Source organism: Bacillus sp. FSL R5-0593 (genome assembly GCF_038603755.1).
Lineage (GTDB): Bacteria > Bacillota > Bacilli > Bacillales > Bacillaceae > Bacillus > Bacillus velezensis.
The window spans coordinates 3570980-3589142 of sequence record NZ_CP152011.1 but is presented as its reverse complement, the minus strand read 5'-3'; the positions used below and the strand labels follow the sequence as shown (position 1 = coordinate 3589142).

The following is an 18163-nucleotide window of genomic DNA, read 5'->3' as shown; positions in this document are numbered from 1 at the left end:
GCTTTTTTATGTGTGATTTACATAAGCGGCAGCCTCCTGACGCAACATAATGTATAGGGAGGTAATGAGATGAAACTTGTGATGACGCTCTTTTTTCTGATTGGTTTGCTTTGTGTGAGTCCTTCTGCGGATGCGGCGCGCAAAGAATCGGCAATCCCCGTGAATCAGCAGGAATTCGGACAGCCGCCTCATTACATACCGCTTCTGGAGAATCCTCCCCAAATCGAAGTAAAGGCGGAAATGAAAAGAAACCTGTTCATACAGGCTCATGTACGGAATGCTGACTATCAAGCGTTTTCGGCGTTTCTTTTTTATAAACAAAGCAATGAGCTGGGGTTTAAAATGGTGCCGATGGAGCCCGCGCCAGGCGCAATCCGGCTGTTTACGGCCCAGATTTCAAAACGGGATATCTGGAATGGAGAATTGGAATATTACCTCGTTTTCACCAACGGCAGACAGCGGGCGGAATCGGAGAAAAAGCGGCTGAAGCTGGACGGCTATCAAGCCGATTTGAATCATATTCCCGAGCTGATGATTACGGAGCTTGCGGTTGATACGAAAAATGAAGACGGCGCTGATGCCTATGAATTTATCGAGGTGTATAACACGACGGACAGGCCCATTCATTTTAAAGACTATCACATCCGCTACCGCTATCCGAAGGAAGGGCCGGAATCAGACATGATATGGAGGCCGAAAGAAGATACCGTCATTCCGTCAGGCGAGACTTACGTGTTTTGGCTGAGACGCGCCGCATCAGAACTGACGATAGATGATTTCAACCGCTATTACGGGACACGCCTGAAGGAGGGAAAACATCTCGCCGTCATCGAAGGGACGGACGGAATGTCCAACGGCCGCCCGCGTACGGTGGTGCTGTCGGCAAATACCGGCAAGGATATCGCCTCGGCGCAATACCGGAAACACGCTTTCCGCCGGCTGACTTCTTTGCTATACAAATATCCGCTGAACGGAACGGGAGAATTGCTGAAGATCTCCACGAGCGAGCATAAGCCGTCACCGGGCTCCGTTTTTCAGGCGCAGATCCCGCAGCAGAAAAGGGTGATAAAACCCGACAAGGAAAAACCGGTCATCGAAGACCTTACAGACAGAAAGCCCGTCCGGCCCGCTGAAAGCATTGAATTAAAGGCTGACATAAAAGACAAAAACCTTGTCAAAACAGCCGCGTTTTATTACCGGACCAATGAGAAAAAACCATTCAAACGAATTCTGGCCGAAAAAGACCGCAACGACAGCTTATACCATCACATTCTTTATTCCCCGGAACTGCTCGGCCAGGATCAGCTTGAGTATTATATCGCAGCCAGTGATGGAGAAAATGAAGCAAAAACGCCCGTCAAGATGATTGACATTGAACAGATGAGCAAATCACACGGACTCAGAATGAATGTTGAACCCGAAGATACGATATCCGGCACCTATCTGCTCAAAGCGACTTCCGACGTCAGCGCCGATAAGATCAAGCTGTGGATTGACGGCAAGCGGCAGGAGACCCGGCCGGCGCTGGAAAAAGAGGTCTATTTCGCTTTCGATGCCCGGAAAACGAATCTTTATTTTCAAAACACCGTCATAATGGAAAATGAGGTGCTGCACATTTTTGACGATCCGTCTCACCGTTACAGAACGCACTCGGTTCTCCTTCCGGAACGTCTGCTGCAAAAAGGGGGCAAAACACAGAAAGTATCCATCCGTTCGGGCTCAAAGGTTTCTCCGTATGACACGGGAGAGAATCGGGATGATTTTGTCGTGAAACATGCCCGTCTGGTGCTTTCGGACGGAACGGTGATCAAAGACGGGAAGACGGATCCGGCTGAGCAGCTGTTTATCGGTGACGGCAGGCGGGCGAATCAGCAGAAGACCTTCTCATTCAGCCTGCCGGATCATTTGTTTACGTCACGGCTGCTGCCGTGGAACACGGCGAAGCTTTCTGAAGGCTATCACCATATTTTTGTTAGCGACGGTGAGGAACAGCTGAGCCAATCTGTGCGGGTGGACAATACGGGGCCGAAGATTGTCCCGGGTATCAAAGAAGGCGCGGCGCTGAAAGGTAATGTTGAGCTAAATGCGGACATCCGTGACAAATGGAGCAAAGTGGAAGAGGTCAAAGCGTTTTTGGACGGAGAAAGCATTACGCTCCCCCATCACACGTCATCAGCCGATCTCAAGCCCGGAAAACATACCCTTACCATCATTGCGGCAGACCTTGCCGGAAATGAAACAACGTCCGTCCGCACCTTCCATATCAAACGGGAGGAGCCGAACCAGCCGGAGCTTGCCGATCAAAAAATCGGCGCCCACAAAGCAAAGCTGTCCGTCCGGGTAAAAGACCCGACGAAGGATGACATGAATGTATCATTTTATCGCGGCTTCCGTTATACCGCGCGGAATCCGGGCAGCGTGAAAGTGTATAAACACGCCTCATTAACGGAACCGCCGAGGGGCATAAAAGAAAATGAAATGCCGTTTACCCTGCCGGAAATGAACCGCATCTCGGCAAATGACGGAAAAACCGTTTCGGCGGAAAGTATGGAGCGTTTTCCTTATCACCGGTTCGAAGTCTCCGTTGACCCGTCTATCGACGAAACGGATCTGGCCGAGGCGGTCTGGAAAGGAAGCTCTCTGCCCGGCCGAAAGGTAACCATGTATATTTGGAATTACCGGACAAGCCGCTGGCAGGAGGCGGACAGCGTTCTTGCCAAAGATAAAAAGCCGTTTACATTAAAAGCCGCCGTTTCCGCAGCGGATGTGGTGAAGAACTCAAAAATGAATGTCATCGTGCAGGATCAAATACCGGCGAAAGGCAATTACACGTTTGTCTGGATGTCGGATACACAGTATTACGCACAAGGGCACCCGCACATTTTTGACAAAATGACGGAGTGGATCAAAGAAAATAAGGAAAAGCACAATATTAAATATGTCTTTCATACCGGTGATATCGTCGATGATTCAATGGTGATGAAACAGTGGAAAAACGCCGATCACTCCATGCGGACGCTTGACAAGGCGGGGATTCCGTACGGAGTGCTTGCAGGCAATCACGACGTCGGCCATAAAGACGGCACATACCGAACCTTCGGGGATTTCTTCGGGAGCCGCCGGTTTGAACAGAACATGCATTACGGCGGATCATACAAAAATAACCGCGGGCATTATGATCTGCTGTCGGCAAGCGGGAACGATTTTATTATGATTTATATGGGCTGGGGCATTGCGGAACAAGAGATAGACTGGATCAATCAAGTGCTGAAGAGGTATCCGGACCGAACCGCTATCTTATGCTTTCATGAGTACTTGCTTGTGAGCGGAAATCGAAGCCCGATCGGGGAGACGATCTATCGAAAAGTCGTCAAGCCGAATCGCAATGTGGCGATGGTATTAAGCGGCCATTACCATAACGCCATGAAAAAAACCGATGCGCTTGACGATGACGGGGACGGAAAACCGGACCGCCTCGTCCACCAAATTCTGACCGACTACCAGGACGGTCCGGAAGGGGGGCAGGGCTTTATGCGCATGATGCAATTCGATCAGGCCGCCAATCAGGTTCACATGTTCTCCTACTCGCCGTACACGGATGACATCAATTACTATGACACCGATCTGTTCGCTGATAAAGACGAATTCTCAGCAGAAATGGATTTACAGCCGAAGAGGAAAAGGGTAGCGACCGATTACTTTGAATGCAACGTCTATACGAACGAACTGCTCGGTCATAAAAAACACGTAAAAAGCGGAAAAACCGCAAATTGGGTCTGGGACGGCCTCCAGCCTGATTCCGTTTATTACTGGTACACCGTCGTGAAGGACCCGTACAACGGCAAAACAATATCACCGCTGTGGATGTTCAAAACGGGAAATACGCCGTATCGCCCGGCTCCGGATCAGTTTGATTTCAGGCATGCCTCAAACCCATAACGAAAACATACAGCCTGCTGATCGCTCAGAAGAAAATCTGACGGTCAGCAGGATTTTTTCTGTGCGTAAATGGCGGCGCCCTGCTGTGATAAGTGCTTTTGACTTTTTTATGTCCCTTTTCTATACTAAAATCGATTGGTTTTCGTAATATGCAGGAGGAAACATAATGAACAGTAAAACCGGGACAAAAGAAAGAATTATTCAAACCTCTGCATATCTTTTTCAGATTCAGGGATATCATGCGACTGGTTTGAATCAAATTATAAAAGAGAGCGGAGCACCCAGAGGGTCTGTGTATCATCACTTTCCAAATGGAAAAGCAGAACTCGCCATTGCGGCGATCAAATATACGGGAAGATGCGTTGAAAAGCAAATACAGAATAGTATGTCTCAATTCGCGGACCCTATAGAAGCGATTCAGCACTTTATTCATGTAACGGCTGAACAGTTTAATGATCCGCAGAATATTGAGGGCGTGCCGGTTGGATTGCTGGCGGGTGAGACCGCTCTGATCAATGAAACGTTAAGATGCACATGTGTTGAGGTGTTCAAGAAGTGGACGGATGTGTTTGCGGCAAAATTTCTTGAACATGGGTTTGAACAAGAGGAAGCGGAGAAGCTCGGGGTGACAATCAACTCGATGATTGAAGGCGCAATCATGTTTTCACTGGCTCATAAAAACAAAGAACCGCTGCTGCTGGTTTCAAAGCAGGTTCCGTATATTGTCCAAAACAGAGGGTAGCATTTTATTACTCTTTTCTTTATAAAAATAGATACCAGAACCACAGCCTCTCCGTTTTGACAGAGTCATAGAGAACATTCACCGGCTTGATTTGAAAATGGCAGATCAAAAAACATCTCCAACCCGTAGCGGTTGGAGATGTTTCATTTCACCCTGTCCATATAATGCACGAATGTGTAGCGGTCGCCTCTGTAGGCGGATTTGACGTGCTCAAAGGCAGTGCCGTCCTGCAGATAAGTGGTCCGCTTGATATAGAGGACGGGGGCGCCGGGCTGGATACCGAGCAGCTCAGCTTCTTCCTCGGAAGCGGCTCCCGGTTCAAGCTCTTGTTTTGCCCGTGAGATCGGCATCTGATTGTACGCTTCAATATGCTCATACATGGATGATTGAAAATGAGAGGCGTCCAGTTTTCCCGCTTTGTCAAACGGAATGTACGAGGCTTCAATCGCCATCGGGATATCATTCGCCAGCCGGACGCGGATGATTTTATGAAGCGTTGCCTGATAGCCGCATCCCAGGATAGAAGATAATTCTTCCGTCGCCTGAATCAGCTGGTATTCGGCAAGTCTGCTCCCCGGCTTCATGCCCCGGCTTCTCATATCTTCCGTAAAACTTGTCAGCCCTTGAAGCGGCTGTTCCATCTTCAGTTTGCTGACGAACGTTCCCCGGCCTTTCTGCCTGTATAAAAATCCTTCATTCACCAGATTGGAAAGCGCCTGGCGCACCGTCATTCGGCTGATGCCGAATTGTTCGGCGTATTCCCGCTCCGACGGAAGCAGCGCATCCGCTTTCAGCTCGCCGTTTTTGATTTGTGTTTTTAATTGTTCCATAATCTGAAAGTAAATCGGAATCGGAGATTGTTTATCAATCTGCATAGGTCAAATCCTTTCAATCGCCGCCCGCAGCCTTTTCATCAATCAAGACCGTCACATCCGGATGCGTGTGCAGAGCGGAGGCGGGGAATGCTTCGCTGATGCGCCCGTCCAGAAGCTGCTTCACCGCTTGGGCCTTGCTTTTTCCGGATGCCATGATCAAAATCCGTTTGCCGGACAAAATCGTCCCGATTCCCATTGTCAGGGCTTTTACAGGGACTTGATCAATTGACGGAAAGTACCGCGCATTCGCCTGTCTTGTCTCTTCATTCAGCTCAACGACATGGGTTCGGGATTCAAATGGCGTCCCGGGTTCATTAAAGCCGATATGGCCGTTGTGTCCGATGCCTAAAAGCTGTATATCCGCTCCGCCGAGTGTTTGAATCAATCGGTCATAGCGTCCGCATTCGGCATCAAGATCGTCTGCCCGTCCGTCAGGGAGAAAGTGGCGGTCCTTTCGGCTGTCGATATGTGCAAAAAAATGTGTATTCATATAATAATGATAGCTGTTTTTGTCCTCGGGAGAAAGCCCGGCGTATTCATCAAGGTTGATCGTCGTGACATTTCGGAATGACAAGTCTTCTGAGCGGTGCATCCGCACAAGTTCTTTGTATACGCCTTCAGGAGTGCCTCCCGTCGCAAGGCCGAGAACGGCATCCGGCTTTTGTTTCACTGTTTCAGCGATAATCGATGCGGCTTTTTCACTTAATTCTTCATAATGTCTGCATGTGATAACATTCATGTCCAATCAGCCTCCCTTGAGATATATGCGGTGTTTCCGCGGCAAATCGTTGCCAGCACGCCGCACTGTCCGTCCGTCAGAACAACGTCGGCGTCTTTTCCTTCGGCAATGCTTCCTTTACGGTCGAATATGCCGAGGCGGCGGGCCGCATTTGCCGATGTCATATTTGCTATATCCAGCCATGAGCAGTTTGTAAACCTGCGCATGAGCGCCGCGCCTTCATTCATTTTTAAAATGGAACCGGCCAGCGTCCCGTCAGAGAGAAGCGCCGTGTCCCCGCGAACGGTGACTTTTTGTCCGCCGAATTCGTATTCTCCGTCCTTAAGCCCTTTTGCCCGCATGGAGTCTGTAATCATGATCAGGTTTTTGCTTCCTTTCGCCAAATAGGCAAGCTTTACAGCCAAAGGATGGGAATGAATGCCGTCAGTGATCAGCTCCGCCGTGATGCGGCCGCAGGCGAGAGCCGTACCGATGCCCCCCGGCTCACGGTGATGAAAGGAGCTCATGGCGTTGAAGAGGTGCGTCATATGCACCGCCCCGGCATCCGCCGCTTTTTGTAAAAGCTCGGCTCCCGCGTCTGTGTGTCCCATTGACGGGATGATGTTCCGGTCTTTTAAATAACGGATCAGGCTGAAATCAGGATCTTCTTCCGGTGCAAGCGTCACGATTTTGATCAGCCCTCCGGAGAGACGCTCCCATTTCTGAAAGAGCCCGGCATCGGACGGCGTAATCCATTGTTTCGGCTGTGCTCCCGCTTTTTTCGGAGAGACAAACGGTCCTTCTAAATGAATGCCGATCAACTCAGCGCCTTTTTGGACCTGAGGTGAGGAAGACGCCCATTTTTTGGCGTTGACGAGCGCTTTTTCAATGTTTTCGTGCTGCTGTGTGATCGTTGTCGCTAAAAAAGAGGTTGTTCCTTCTTCGGGCAGCCGGACGGACAATGTATCAAGAGCTGCAATATCAGCATCCATCGTATCCGCGCCGTATCCGCCGTGAATATGAATATCAATCATTCCGGGAAGCGCATACGAGCCCGCGGGCGCCTTCCATTCCTTCTCATACGTTTCTTGCGGTCTTGTTTTCCCCGCGTAAGAAATGATGCCGTCCTTTATACCGAGAAAACCGTTTCGGATGATTTCTTCTTCTGTTACGATGTCCGCACCGCTGATTAACAAGCTTTCAGCCACTTTAAAACACGCCTTTCTGGTTAGTTGTTAGTTTTATTTTACTCTTTTTCAGACTAGTTATCTAGACCAGTTATGCCGGAATTGTATAAATCTGTTTTGGTTCAGACGGTAAAGTGATAAAATATAACTGTTCAAAGCTCGGAACATCCCAGAACAGGAGGAACATATCTTGGCAAAGGTTCGGACCAAAGACGTAATGGAGCAGTTCCATTTAGAATTGATCAGCGGAGAAGAAGGGATTAACCGCCCGATTACGATGAGTGATTTATCACGGCCCGGTATTGAAATCGCCGGTTATTTTACATATTACCCGAGAGAACGGGTGCAGCTTTTAGGAAAAACGGAGCTGTCATTTTTCGATCAGCTTCCTGAGGAGGATAAAAAACAGCGGATGGAATCGCTGTGCACCGATGTGACGCCGGCTATTATACTTTCCAGAGATATGCCGATCCCGCCGGAGCTTGTAGAAGCATCCGAGAAAAACGGCGTGCCTGTGCTCAGATCCCCTCTGAAAACAACCAGACTGTCAAGCCGGCTGACGAATTTTCTTGAGAGCCGTCTCGCGCCGACAACCGCCATTCACGGCGTGCTTGTGGATATATACGGCGTCGGTGTGCTCATAACGGGAAAAAGCGGCGTCGGTAAAAGTGAAACGGCCCTGGAGCTCGTCAAACGCGGCCATCGTCTTGTCGCGGATGACTGCGTCGAAATCCGGCAGGAGGATCAGGATACGCTCGTCGGGAACGCGCCTGATCTGATTGAGCATCTGCTCGAAATCAGGGGGCTCGGCATTATAAATGTCATGACGCTGTTCGGAGCGGGCGCCGTCAGAAGCAATAAAAGAATTACAATCGTCATGGACCTTGAGCTTTGGGAGCAAGGGAAACAATACGACCGTCTCGGACTTGAAGAAGAAAAAATGAAAATCATTGATACGGAAATTACAAAACTGACCATTCCTGTCCGCCCTGGGCGAAATCTCGCCGTTATTATCGAAGTTGCGGCGATGAACTTCAGATTGAAGCGGATGGGCTTAAATGCTGCCGAGCAATTTACGAATAAGCTGGCGGATGTCATTGAAGACGGCGAACAAGACGAATAGGAGTTGGCAATAATATGAACGAAGCAGGAACACCAATCAATCCGATTGCCTTGCAGCTCGGGCCTTTATCCGTGCACTGGTACGGGATCATTATCGGCGCGGGTGCGTTATTAGGGCTTTGGATGGCCATGAGGGAGAGTGAAAAGCGGGGGCTGAAAAAGGACATTTTTATTGATCTTGTTCTTTTCGCCATCCCGATCGCAATCATTTGCGCACGGGCATACTATGTGCTTTTCGAGTGGAGCTATTACTCGGAACACCCCGGGGAAATCATTAAAACCTGGAAAGGCGGCATCGCGATTCACGGCGGATTGATCGGCGCGATCGCAACGGGAATCGTCTTTTCAAAAGTAAGAGGCATCTCATTCTGGAAGCTGGCGGATATTGCCGCGCCGAGTATTCTGCTCGGCCAGGCCATCGGGCGCTGGGGGAACTTTATCAACCAAGAGGCTCACGGTGAAGCGGTCAGCCGGTCATTTTTGGAAAGTCTGCATCTTCCGGATTTCATCATTAATCAGATGTACATAGACGGACAATATTATCACCCGACGTTTTTGTATGAATCGCTGTGGAGTTTTGCGGGCGTCGTGATTCTGCTTCTGCTCCGCCGCGTGAACCTGCGCAGGGGCAATCTGTTTTTGACGTATGTGGTCTGGTATTCGATCGGCAGATACTTTATTGAGGGAATGCGGACGGACAGCCTGATGCTTACGAGCCAGCTTCGGATCGCGCAGGTCATTTCCATTGTGCTGATTGTACTTGCGATTATTTTAATGATTTTCAGACGCATGAAGGGGTATGCCGATAAGCGGTATGCCGACACGGACTGACGCCTGAAATCGGAAAGGACATAAGATGACTGATAAACGTGTAACCGCCATTTTATTTGATCTCGACGGCACGCTGATTGACACGAATGAACTGATTATCGCTTCTTACCTTCATACGCTTGATCATTATTGCCCGGGGCAGTTCAAAAGGGAAGATGTGCTTCCGTTTATCGGCCCGCCTCTGTATGAAACGTTTTCAGGCATTAATGCTGAAAAGTGCGATGAGATGATCAGCATGTACAGAGCATTCAACCATGAAAAGCACGATGAGCTCGTCACGGAGTACGAAACGGTTTACGAAACGCTGGATGAATTGAAAAAAGCGGGCTATCAGCTCGGGATTGTCACCACGAAGCTGAGGGATACAGTCAATATGGGATTGAAGCTGACAGGCATCGGGGCGTTTTTCGATACTGTCGTCACGCTTGATGATGTAAAGCATCCGAAGCCTGACCCCGAGCCTGTGCGGCTTGCTCTCAGCCGGCTTGGGTGCGATCCGTCGGAAGCCATAATGGTCGGTGACAATTATCACGATGTCATGGCGGGAAAAAACGCCGGCACGAAAACAGCCGGCGTCGCGTGGACGATTAAAGGCGCACAGACGCTTTCCGCCTATGAACCCGATTATATGCTTGAGAAAATGAGTGATTTATTGCACATCACCGGGGTGAAGTAATCCGTGAGAAAAACAGACCGCTATCCGGTTTCAGGTGCAAATTCATTGTGGCATGTTTATCAGACGGTTCCCTTTCTGAAGGTGATGAAAAATTTCATCATCATTCAGATCGCAAGGTATACGCCGTTTTTAAGCGTGAAAAACTGGCTGTACCGAACCTTTTTGAAAATGAATGTCGGAAAACAAACCTCATTCGCGCTGATGGTGATGCCGGATATTATGTTTCCCGAAAAAATCACTGTCGGAGAAAACAGCATCATCGGCTACAATACGACGATTTTGGCTCATGAATATTTAATACATGAGTACCGGACCGGTGATGTCACAATCGGTGACGAGGTAATGATCGGGGCAAACACAACGATTCTGCCCGGCGTCACCATCGGGAGCGGAGCCGTTGTATCAGCCGGCACGCTGGTGCACAAAGATGTCCCGGCCGGGGCGTTTGTCGGAGGAAATCCGATGCAGGTGATCTATACGGACGAAGAAATGAAAGAACGAATGGGAAAACCCCGCTGATTAACGTCAGCGGGGTTTTTTTATGACTTGATCACAATGGCCTGGCTGCCCATCTGCTTCCAGGCTTTTTCAAAGTCAGATCGGTTTGTTTTTCTGTTTTTATAGCCATAAGGATCATTAACGTATACATAATCGTGATCATAACCGGTAACGGCTACGCTATGCATGCTGAACGTAATGTCGATTTTTCCGTTCGGCGTATTCCAAGTCTGCATATTATCAACCGGCTTAAAGGATGTGGTGGTAATCACCCAGACCGGCCGCCCTTTTTCAAGCTGGCGGTACACTGAAGAAATGTCTTTTCCCGTCAGGTCGTATACTTTGTTTCCCGCATACTCTTTGGCAAGTTTATCAATCGGCTCATGATAAACGCCTAAACCCGGGCCGTTTTCCATATCTCCGGCAAATCCTTCATTCGGATCTCCCTTCAGCCCGCTGCTGTATGTGAGCGGAACTTTATTGATTTTATCCGCCAATGTATTTTTTGACACATGATATCCGGCATTGTTCAAAATCATGGCAAGGCTTGTCACCTCACAGCCATTGTACAGTCTGGGAGAATCCATCTGTCTGTACAGAACGACATTCAGCGGTGACGCACTCCCTTTTAACGGTGTTTTCTCATCAGGCTCGTCGGACTGCTGATTGAAAAAATTCAAATGAATATCGTTTGTATAGATGTTATATCCCAGATAGACAAGGACGGCTGTCAGAATCAGCACACATAATGTTCCAAGCGTCTTCATTATCAATTCTTCTCCCTTGTTTCTGTTGAAGCTATTCTATGTATTATAGCACTTCTGCTCAATATGATTCGATCGTTCCGATATGTTTACAGGTTTGTTCATTCTTTAGCCATGTTTATGGAAAAGAGTAGGCGGACATTGGGCGTTGCAATTCATTCTTTTATCTGCTAACATATTATCATATTAGCGAACTAAAGGATTCGGAATTTTCCTTCAGACAAAGCGGAGGTGTAAAAGGCAAATGTTTATGTTTGAGAAACCGCATGGCATGAGAGATACGCTGCCCGGTTTATACGAAGCAAAGAAAAAAGTCCGTTCCACACTGACGGATTTAATTGATAAATGGGGTTATCAGTTTATGGAGACGCCGACCCTTGAATTTTATGAAACAGTAGGCGTCCAGTCAGCCATTGAAGAACAGCAGCTGTTTAAGCTTCTCGATCAGGACGGAAAAACGCTTGTGCTTCGGCCTGACATGACCGGACCGATTGCCAGGGTGGCGGCGTCTAAGCTGCACAAACACAATCATCCGCTCAGAGCGGGGTACGCGGCAAGCGTCTATCGCGCTCAGGAGCGGGAAGGCGGACGTCCGGCAGAATTCGAACAGGTCGGCGCGGAGCTGATCGGCGACGGATCAACAAGCGCGGACGCCGAGGTGATTGCGCTGGCGGCCGGCGCTTTGAAAAACGCGGGATTGCACCGGTTTAAAATCGCGATCGGCCATGCCGGACTCGCTGATGAGCTGTTTGTCGAGGTTCTGGGCAATGCTGAGCGGGCGGATGTTCTGCGGCGCTTTCTCTTTGAGAAGAATTACGTGGGATACAGGGAACATGTCAAATCGCTTCCGCTTTCGTCAATAGACAAAAGCCGGCTGCTGGCACTTCTGGAATTGCGAGGCGGGAAAGAGATCTGCGCCAAAGCGGAGGAGATCATCGGCATCTCCGGACAAAGCTTGATTCAGGAGCTGGAAGACCTGTGGGACATTCTTGAGGATTACGGATGTGCCGAGCATATTCGCCTTGATCTGAATATGGTAAGCCATATGAGTTATTACACGGGAATTTTATTCGAAGTGTATGCGGCAAATGTCGGTTTTGTCATCGGAAGCGGCGGACGCTATAACAATCTTCTCGGCCATTTCGGCAGTCCCGCTCCCGCCACGGGTTTCGGGCTCCGTATCGACAGGCTGATTGAAGCGCTCGGCATCCAGGAAGAAACTAGTGAAGCGGACGCCGTGATTTTCAGCAAGGAGCAGCGGGCGCAGGCCATTTTATTCGCGGAGGAAGAAAGGGCGAGAGGCAGAAAAGTCGTCCTGCAGGATCTGGCGGGCATTGAAAATATCGATCATATGACAAAATCATTCGCAAACGTCACATACTTTATCGGTGCCAGAAAGGAAGAGCAGAATGGGTAAGGTACTCACAATGGCAATGCCAAAAGGACGGATATTCGAAGAAGCGGCCGGGTTGCTGCGGCAGGCCGGGTACAGGCTGCCCGAGGAGTTTGAAGAATCGAGAAAGCTGATCATTGACGTTCCTGAAGAAAATCTCCGCTTTATTCTGGCAAAGCCGATGGATGTCACGACTTATGTCGAGCATGGCGTCGCTGATGCCGGTATTGCCGGAAAGGATGTCATGCTTGAGGAAGAGCGTGACGTGTATGAGGTGCTCGATCTGAAAATCAGCAAATGCCATCTCGCCGTTGCGGGGCTTCCCGGAGCGGATTGGAACGGAGTCGCCCCGAGGATTGCGACGAAATATCCGAATGTTGCGTCAAGTTATTTCAGAGAGCAGGGCGAGCAGGTGGAAATCATTAAGCTGAACGGTTCGATTGAATTGGCGCCTTTAATCGGGCTTGCTGACAGAATCGTAGATATCGTATCAACCGGGCGGACATTAAAGGAAAACGGTCTCGTTGAATCAGAACATATTTGTGACATCACATCGCGTTTTATCGTCAATCCGGTCAGCTACCGCATGAAGGATGATGTAATCGACGAAATGGCGGCCAGGCTGGCCAGGGTTGTGGAAGGAGAAACGGCACAATGAAAATAACGGCAGTAAAAAGAAGCGAGCGGTTCTCACTGAAGCGTTCCATCGACAGCGGAACCGAAGAGCAGCGGAAAACCGTCAGGGGGATTATTGAAGACGTCAGACAAAACGGTGACAAAGCCGTTTTGGCCTATACAAAAACATTTGACGGCATCAGCCTGAACCAAATGGCCGTGAGTGCAGAGGAAGTCACCGAGGCGTACCGTCTGCTTGATGATCAGCTGCTGGAAGTGATCAGACAGGCGATTGCCAATATTAAAGAATATCACGAACGTCAGCTGCAATCCTCGTGGTTTTACCATCGCAAAGACGGCTCGATGCTCGGGCAGAAAATAACGGCGCTCGATTCCGCGGGCGTATACGTGCCGGGCGGGACGGCCGCTTATCCGTCTTCCGTTTTAATGAATGTCATCCCCGCTCTCGCTGCGGGAGTGGAACGGATCGTTCTCGTCAGTCCTCCGGGAAAAGACGGCCGCCTTTCGCCGGGCGTTCTGGCGGCGGCGTCTGAGCTCGGCATAAAGGAAATTTACAAAGCGGGAGGCGCGCAGGCGATTGCCGCGCTCGCTTACGGAACCGAAACGATACAGCCTGTTGATAAGATCACGGGCCCCGGCAATATATTTGTAGCACTCGCGAAGCGCGAAGTCTTCGGCGTTGTGGATATTGACATGATTGCCGGGCCCAGTGAAATCGTGGTCCTGGCAGACGATACGGCGGTGCCCAAAGAAGTCGCTGCTGACCTGCTTTCACAGGCCGAACACGATACGCTCAGCTCAAGCGTGCTTGTCACCGACTCACGGAAGCTTGCCGAAGCCGTATCAGATGAGGTGGATAAACAGCTTCAGACCCTGCCGCGCAAAGAAATCGCCGAAGCGTCGATCAAGGATCACGGCCGCATTTATATCGCGGAATCGATGGAAGATGCAGTGGACACGGTGAATGCGCTGGCGCCCGAGCATTTAGAAATCATGACGCATTCGCCGGAGGCTTTGCTTGGAAGCATCAGACACGCGGGGGCGATTTTCTTAGGGCGATACAGCGCTGAACCGGTCGGCGATTATTTTGCCGGACCGAATCACGTTTTGCCGACAAACGGAACGGCGCGGTTTTCAAGCCCGTTGAATGTAACAGATTTTCAAAAGAAATCGAGCATCATCTCATACAGCCGGAAGGCATTTGAAACGCACGCGGACAGCATTTCCGCCTTCGCGAGACTGGAAGGGCTTGAAGCGCACGCAAGATCGATTGAAGCGAGAAACGGAGGAATGACCGATGAGAAAAGCGGAACGCGCCAGAACAACAAATGAGACCGATATTAAGCTGGCTTTCGAAATAGATGGAGAAGGAAAAGCCGACATCAGCACGGATGTGCCGTTTATGACTCATATGCTTGATTTGTTCACAAAGCACGGGCAATTCAATTTAACTGTTGACGCAAAAGGCGATACGGAGATAGATGATCACCACACGACTGAAGACATCGGCATCTGCTTAGGGCAGGCTTTTTTGGAGGCGCTCGGTGATAAAAAAGGGATCAAACGGTACGGATCAGCGCTGGTACCGATGGACGAAGCGCTCGCCCAAGTCGCCGTAGACCTGAGCAACCGGCCGCACCTTGAGATGCGCGCTGCATTTCCGCAAGCGAAAGTCGGAACGTTTGATACTGAGCTGGTACATGAATTCTTATGGAAACTGGCGCTGGAAGCGAGAATGAATCTGCACGTCATCGTTCAATACGGCACGAATACGCATCATATGATAGAAGCCGTGTTTAAGGCGCTTGGCAGAGCGCTGGACGAAGCGTCATCCATTGATCCGCGCGTCAAGGGTGTGCCGTCTACGAAAGGAATGCTGTAAATGATCGGTGTAATTGATTACGGTATGGGCAATTTATTCAGCGTGTCGAAGGCGCTGGAACGCGTCGGTGTCCCGTATGTCGTATCAGACCGGCCGGAAGAGCTTGAAAAAGCGGATGCTTTTATTCTCCCCGGTGTCGGATCATTCAGTGACGCCATGGACAATTTACGCAGCGCGAAGCTTGATCAATTCATACACCGTATGGTTGACGAGGGGAAGCTGCTCCTCGGCATCTGCCTCGGCATGCAGCTCATTTTCGAAGAAAGCACCGAAAACGGCTCTGCAAAAGGACTCGGTTTATTAGCCGGAAAAGCTGTGAGACTCAAAGACAGAGATGCCGAAGGAAACAAGCTGAAGGTGCCGCATATGGGCTGGAACCGGCTGACGTTTCACCAAACGTCTCCTTTGCTTTCGGAAGCGGAAGAAGGCTTCGTTTACTTTGTCCATTCCTATTATATAGACGGGATGGAAGACGGTGATCTTCTGGCAAGTGCTGAGTACGGCGTTCGTGTTCCGGCGGTCGTCGGGAAACGTAATGTCTTCGGTGCACAGTTTCACCCGGAAAAAAGCGGTACGGCCGGAATGGCGATCTTAACGCAATTTACAAAAATGGCAGCGGAACAGAAGGTGAAGAAATGAACGCTTTTACATTATATCCGGCAATCGATATGAGAAACGGCAAATGCGTCCGCCTCATCCAAGGCGATTACGGCAAGGAAACGATATACGGTGACTCTCCTTTAGACATGGCGGCGCAATTTGCACAAGAAGGCGCCGCATGGATTCATCTCGTGGACCTTGACGGCGCGAAAGCAGGCAGGAAAGTAAACGACAGGCATGTTCTTGACATTGCGCGGCAGCTTGATGCCAAAGTCGAGATCGGCGGCGGGATCCGTTCTGAAGCGGATGTATACGGTTATTTATCACAAGGTGTTGATCGCGTTATTCTCGGCAGCTCGGCCGTTTCCGATCCGGCATTTGTGAAGAGCATGCTGAGACAATACGGCGGCAAAATCGCGATCGGTCTTGATGCAAGGAACGGATATGTCTCGACGGAAGGCTGGCTGGAAACATCCTCGGTAAGGGCGGCCGATCTGGGCCGTGAATTGGCGGCCGAAGGAGCGGAAACCTTCATTTTCACGGATATTGCAACTGACGGCATGCTGTCAGGACCGAACATCGAAAGCACCGTTCAGCTCGCAAAAGCAACGGGAAAAACCGTCATCGCTTCAGGCGGAGTCAGCTCAGTCGCCGACCTCAAAGCACTGGCCCGCTTCAAAGACGCCGGCGTATCGGGAGCGATTATCGGAAAAGCGCTGTATACAAAACAATTTACATTGGCCGAAGCGCTCAGCGGGGTGAAGGACGCATGATCACGAAACGAATCATTCCGTGTCTCGATGTGAAAGAAGGCCGCGTCGTCAAAGGCATTCAATTTCTCGGGCTGAAAGATGCGGGCGATCCTGTCGAGCTGGCCGAAGCTTACGACACGGAGGGCGCTGACGAACTTGTTTTTCTCGACATTTCCGCCTCTTACGAAGGCCGCAAGACGATGACAGACGTCGTAGAACAAGTTGCGGCAAAACTGGCGATTCCGTTTACAGTCGGCGGCGGAATTAATCAATTAAGCGATATGAAACGAATGCTTCGCGCCGGCGCTGATAAAGTATCCGTTAATACAGCGGCCGTTCTCCGCCCCGAGCTGATTACGGAAGGAGCGGATTTTTTCGGCTCGCAATGCATCGTAGCGGCGATTGACGCAAAGTATGACGAAGATTCGGATTGCTATAAAGTGTACACACACGGCGGCAGACAGAAAACCGAGTGGGAAGTCACGGCCTGGGCAAAAGAAGCCGTCAGCCGGGGAGCGGGTGAAATCCTGCTGACAAGCATGGACGCAGACGGTGAGAAAACAGGCTTTAATCATACGCTCACACAGCTTGTCACACGTGCCGTCCCGGTGCCCGTCATTGCGTCAGGGGGAGCCGGCAGCGCGCGCCATATGCTTGAAGCCTTCACGATCGGTGAAGCGGACGCCGCGCTTGCAGCTTCCATTTTCCATTACAAAGAGACATCTATAAAAGAAGTGAAAGATTATATGAAGAAACACGGGGTGAATGTGAGATGAAACGGGCAGATGAACTGCGGTTTGACGAGGCCGGACTGATTCCCGCCATCGTGCAGGATGCGGCAAGCAAAGAAGTACTGACACTGGCTTATATGAATCGTGAATCCTACGAAAAAACGATAGAAACGAAAGAAACCTGGTTTTACAGCCGTTCACGCGGGGAGCTGTGGCATAAAGGAGCGACGTCGGGGAATACCCAAAAGGTGAAAGCCATCCGCTATGATTGCGATCAAGATGCTCTTGTCGTGCTTGCGGAGCCCTCAGGACCCGCATGCCATAAGGGAAGCTACAGCTGCTTTTCTCCGGAAAAAGCGGACGCGCAGGATCGTTTCGGCATCTTAAATGAACTGGAAAGCGTAATCGCCAAACGGCAGGCGGAGATGCCTGACGGAGCCTACACAACGTATCTGTTTCGGGAAGGCGTCGATAAAATCCTCAAAAAAGTCGGCGAAGAAGCCGCAGAGGTTATTATCGCCGCGAAAAACCGCGACCAAGAAGAATTAAAATGGGAAGCGGCGGATTTGCTGTATCATTTGCTCGTTCTTCTGCGTGAGCAGTCGCTTCCTTTGGACGATGTGCTTGACGTTCTTGCAAAACGCCATTCAGCATCTGAGTAAAACAAACCTCACGGAGAGATCCGTGAGGTTTTTAATCTGTCAAACTTAAACATTCAATTAAATATTCCTTATTTCCGCAACCGGAGGCAGATGAATTTGATAATATTGACTAATAGAGTTTATTTTGGTTTTTATCAAAAATATACGTTTTGTTC

General features: G+C 50.0%; 18 protein-coding genes. 14 read left to right on the top strand and 4 right to left on the bottom strand.

The window, feature by feature from the left end:
• Positions 1-69 precede the first annotated feature (69 nt).
• Together NYE36_RS17865 and NYE36_RS17860 are read left to right on the top strand one after the other, a co-directional pair.
• On the top strand, positions 70-3939 hold the full coding sequence (locus NYE36_RS17865; RefSeq protein ID WP_265451066.1) for a metallophosphoesterase: 3870 nt from the start codon (positions 70-72) through the stop codon (positions 3937-3939).
• 166 nt (positions 3940-4105) lie between these two features.
• On the top strand, positions 4106-4681 hold the full coding sequence (locus NYE36_RS17860) for a TetR/AcrR family transcriptional regulator (protein ID WP_015418312.1): 576 nt from the start codon (positions 4106-4108) through the stop codon (positions 4679-4681).
• A 143-nt stretch (positions 4682-4824) separates the two neighbouring features.
• On the opposite strand, the gene NYE36_RS17855 is transcribed toward NYE36_RS17860, so the two are convergent.
• The 3 genes from NYE36_RS17855 to nagA are packed head-to-tail and all read right to left on the bottom strand — an operon-like array spanning position 4825 to position 7482.
• Positions 4825-5556: a GntR family transcriptional regulator gene (locus NYE36_RS17855; RefSeq protein WP_015418311.1), complete on the bottom strand. Its 732-nt coding sequence runs from the start codon at positions 5554-5556 to the stop codon at positions 4825-4827.
• Between the two features lie 13 nt (positions 5557-5569).
• Positions 5570-6295 carry a glucosamine-6-phosphate deaminase gene (gene nagB, locus NYE36_RS17850; RefSeq protein ID WP_265451065.1) on the bottom strand — a complete coding sequence of 242 codons (726 nt, stop codon included), beginning with the start codon at positions 6293-6295 and terminating at the stop codon, positions 5570-5572.
• On the bottom strand, positions 6292-7482 hold the full coding sequence (gene nagA / locus NYE36_RS17845; protein ID WP_265451064.1) for an N-acetylglucosamine-6-phosphate deacetylase: 1191 nt from the start codon (positions 7480-7482) through the stop codon (positions 6292-6294). Before nagA ends, nagB begins: the two co-directional genes overlap by 4 nt.
• A 169-nt stretch (positions 7483-7651) precedes the next feature.
• On the opposite strand from nagA, the gene hprK reads away from it, so the two are divergent.
• Genes hprK through NYE36_RS17825 form a run of 4 tightly spaced genes read left to right on the top strand, consistent with a single transcriptional unit; the run spans position 7652 to position 10609 of the window.
• Positions 7652-8584, top strand: a complete 933-nt coding sequence (gene hprK, locus NYE36_RS17840) for an HPr(Ser) kinase/phosphatase (RefSeq protein WP_013353746.1) — start codon at positions 7652-7654, stop codon at positions 8582-8584.
• Between the two features lie 14 nt (positions 8585-8598).
• Positions 8599-9414: a prolipoprotein diacylglyceryl transferase gene (gene lgt, locus NYE36_RS17835; RefSeq protein ID WP_064115338.1), complete on the top strand. Its 816-nt coding sequence runs from the start codon at positions 8599-8601 to the stop codon at positions 9412-9414.
• A gap of 25 nt (positions 9415-9439) precedes the next feature.
• On the top strand, positions 9440-10090 hold the full coding sequence (gene ppaX, locus NYE36_RS17830; protein WP_012118550.1) for a pyrophosphatase PpaX: 651 nt from the start codon (positions 9440-9442) through the stop codon (positions 10088-10090).
• Positions 10091-10093: 3 nt separating this feature from the next.
• Positions 10094-10609: an acyltransferase gene (locus tag NYE36_RS17825; protein WP_039253698.1), complete on the top strand. Its 516-nt coding sequence runs from the start codon at positions 10094-10096 to the stop codon at positions 10607-10609.
• Between the two features lie 20 nt (positions 10610-10629).
• Here the strand turns inward: NYE36_RS17825 and NYE36_RS17820 are convergent, their stop codons facing one another.
• Complete coding sequence (locus NYE36_RS17820) at positions 10630-11355, bottom strand: C39 family peptidase (RefSeq protein ID WP_031378286.1); 726 nt, start codon at positions 11353-11355, stop codon at positions 10630-10632.
• 241 nt (positions 11356-11596) lie between these two features.
• Here NYE36_RS17820 and NYE36_RS17815 point away from each other — a divergent pair, with 241 nt between their 5' ends.
• The 8 genes from NYE36_RS17815 to hisIE are packed head-to-tail and all read left to right on the top strand — an operon-like array spanning position 11597 to position 18008.
• Positions 11597-12769 carry an ATP phosphoribosyltransferase regulatory subunit gene (locus NYE36_RS17815; protein ID WP_007407436.1) on the top strand — a complete coding sequence of 391 codons (1173 nt, stop codon included), beginning with the start codon at positions 11597-11599 and terminating at the stop codon, positions 12767-12769.
• Complete coding sequence (gene hisG, locus NYE36_RS17810; protein ID WP_012118547.1) at positions 12762-13403, top strand: ATP phosphoribosyltransferase; 642 nt, start codon at positions 12762-12764, stop codon at positions 13401-13403. Before NYE36_RS17815 ends, hisG begins: the two co-directional genes overlap by 8 nt.
• Positions 13400-14713: a histidinol dehydrogenase gene (gene hisD / locus NYE36_RS17805; RefSeq protein WP_072589609.1), complete on the top strand. Its 1314-nt coding sequence runs from the start codon at positions 13400-13402 to the stop codon at positions 14711-14713. Before hisG ends, hisD begins: the two co-directional genes overlap by 4 nt.
• Positions 14679-15263, top strand: a complete 585-nt coding sequence (hisB, locus tag NYE36_RS17800) for an imidazoleglycerol-phosphate dehydratase HisB (protein ID WP_060562509.1) — start codon at positions 14679-14681, stop codon at positions 15261-15263. Before hisD ends, hisB begins: the two co-directional genes overlap by 35 nt.
• Positions 15264-15902 (top strand): imidazole glycerol phosphate synthase subunit HisH, encoded by a 639-nt coding sequence (gene hisH / locus NYE36_RS17795; RefSeq protein WP_007407432.1) that lies wholly within the window; start codon positions 15264-15266, stop codon positions 15900-15902.
• Positions 15899-16636, top strand: coding sequence for a 1-(5-phosphoribosyl)-5-[(5-phosphoribosylamino)methylideneamino]imidazole-4-carboxamide isomerase (gene hisA, locus NYE36_RS17790; protein WP_094032520.1), 738 nt, complete (start codon positions 15899-15901; stop codon positions 16634-16636). Before hisH ends, hisA begins: the two co-directional genes overlap by 4 nt.
• Positions 16633-17391 carry an imidazole glycerol phosphate synthase subunit HisF gene (hisF, locus tag NYE36_RS17785; protein WP_094032519.1) on the top strand — a complete coding sequence of 253 codons (759 nt, stop codon included), beginning with the start codon at positions 16633-16635 and terminating at the stop codon, positions 17389-17391. The genes hisA and hisF overlap by 4 nt, the downstream gene beginning before the upstream one ends.
• A complete protein-coding gene (gene hisIE, locus NYE36_RS17780) occupies positions 17388-18008 on the top strand; it encodes a bifunctional phosphoribosyl-AMP cyclohydrolase/phosphoribosyl-ATP diphosphatase HisIE (protein ID WP_094032518.1) in 621 nt (206 codons plus the stop codon). The genes hisF and hisIE overlap by 4 nt, the downstream gene beginning before the upstream one ends.
• The last annotated feature ends 155 nt before the right edge of the window (positions 18009-18163 follow it).

What these genes read in the sequence shown, in the direction of transcription:
- NYE36_RS17865 (WP_265451066.1), top strand. Translation starts at nt 70, where the DNA reads ATGAAACTTGTGATGACGCTCTTTTTTCTGATTGGTTTGCTTTGTGTG.
- NYE36_RS17860 (WP_015418312.1), top strand. Translation starts at nt 4,106, where the DNA reads ATGAACAGTAAAACCGGGACAAAAGAAAGAATTATTCAAACCTCTGCA.
- NYE36_RS17855 (WP_015418311.1), bottom strand. Translation starts at nt 5,556, where the DNA reads ATGCAGATTGATAAACAATCTCCGATTCCGATTTACTTTCAGATTATG.
- nagB (WP_265451065.1), bottom strand. Translation starts at nt 6,295, where the DNA reads ATGAATGTTATCACATGCAGACATTATGAAGAATTAAGTGAAAAAGCC.
- lgt (WP_064115338.1), top strand. Translation starts at nt 8,599, where the DNA reads ATGAACGAAGCAGGAACACCAATCAATCCGATTGCCTTGCAGCTCGGG.
- ppaX (WP_012118550.1), top strand. Translation starts at nt 9,440, where the DNA reads ATGACTGATAAACGTGTAACCGCCATTTTATTTGATCTCGACGGCACG.
- NYE36_RS17820 (WP_031378286.1), bottom strand. Translation starts at nt 11,355, where the DNA reads ATGAAGACGCTTGGAACATTATGTGTGCTGATTCTGACAGCCGTCCTT.
- NYE36_RS17815 (WP_007407436.1), top strand. Translation starts at nt 11,597, where the DNA reads ATGTTTATGTTTGAGAAACCGCATGGCATGAGAGATACGCTGCCCGGT.
- hisG (WP_012118547.1), top strand. Translation starts at nt 12,762, where the DNA reads ATGGGTAAGGTACTCACAATGGCAATGCCAAAAGGACGGATATTCGAA.
- hisD (WP_072589609.1), top strand. Translation starts at nt 13,400, where the DNA reads ATGAAAATAACGGCAGTAAAAAGAAGCGAGCGGTTCTCACTGAAGCGT.
- hisB (WP_060562509.1), top strand. Translation starts at nt 14,679, where the DNA reads ATGAGAAAAGCGGAACGCGCCAGAACAACAAATGAGACCGATATTAAG.
- hisH (WP_007407432.1), top strand. Translation starts at nt 15,264, where the DNA reads ATGATCGGTGTAATTGATTACGGTATGGGCAATTTATTCAGCGTGTCG.
- hisA (WP_094032520.1), top strand. Translation starts at nt 15,899, where the DNA reads ATGAACGCTTTTACATTATATCCGGCAATCGATATGAGAAACGGCAAA.
- hisF (WP_094032519.1), top strand. Translation starts at nt 16,633, where the DNA reads ATGATCACGAAACGAATCATTCCGTGTCTCGATGTGAAAGAAGGCCGC.
- hisIE (WP_094032518.1), top strand. Translation starts at nt 17,388, where the DNA reads ATGAAACGGGCAGATGAACTGCGGTTTGACGAGGCCGGACTGATTCCC.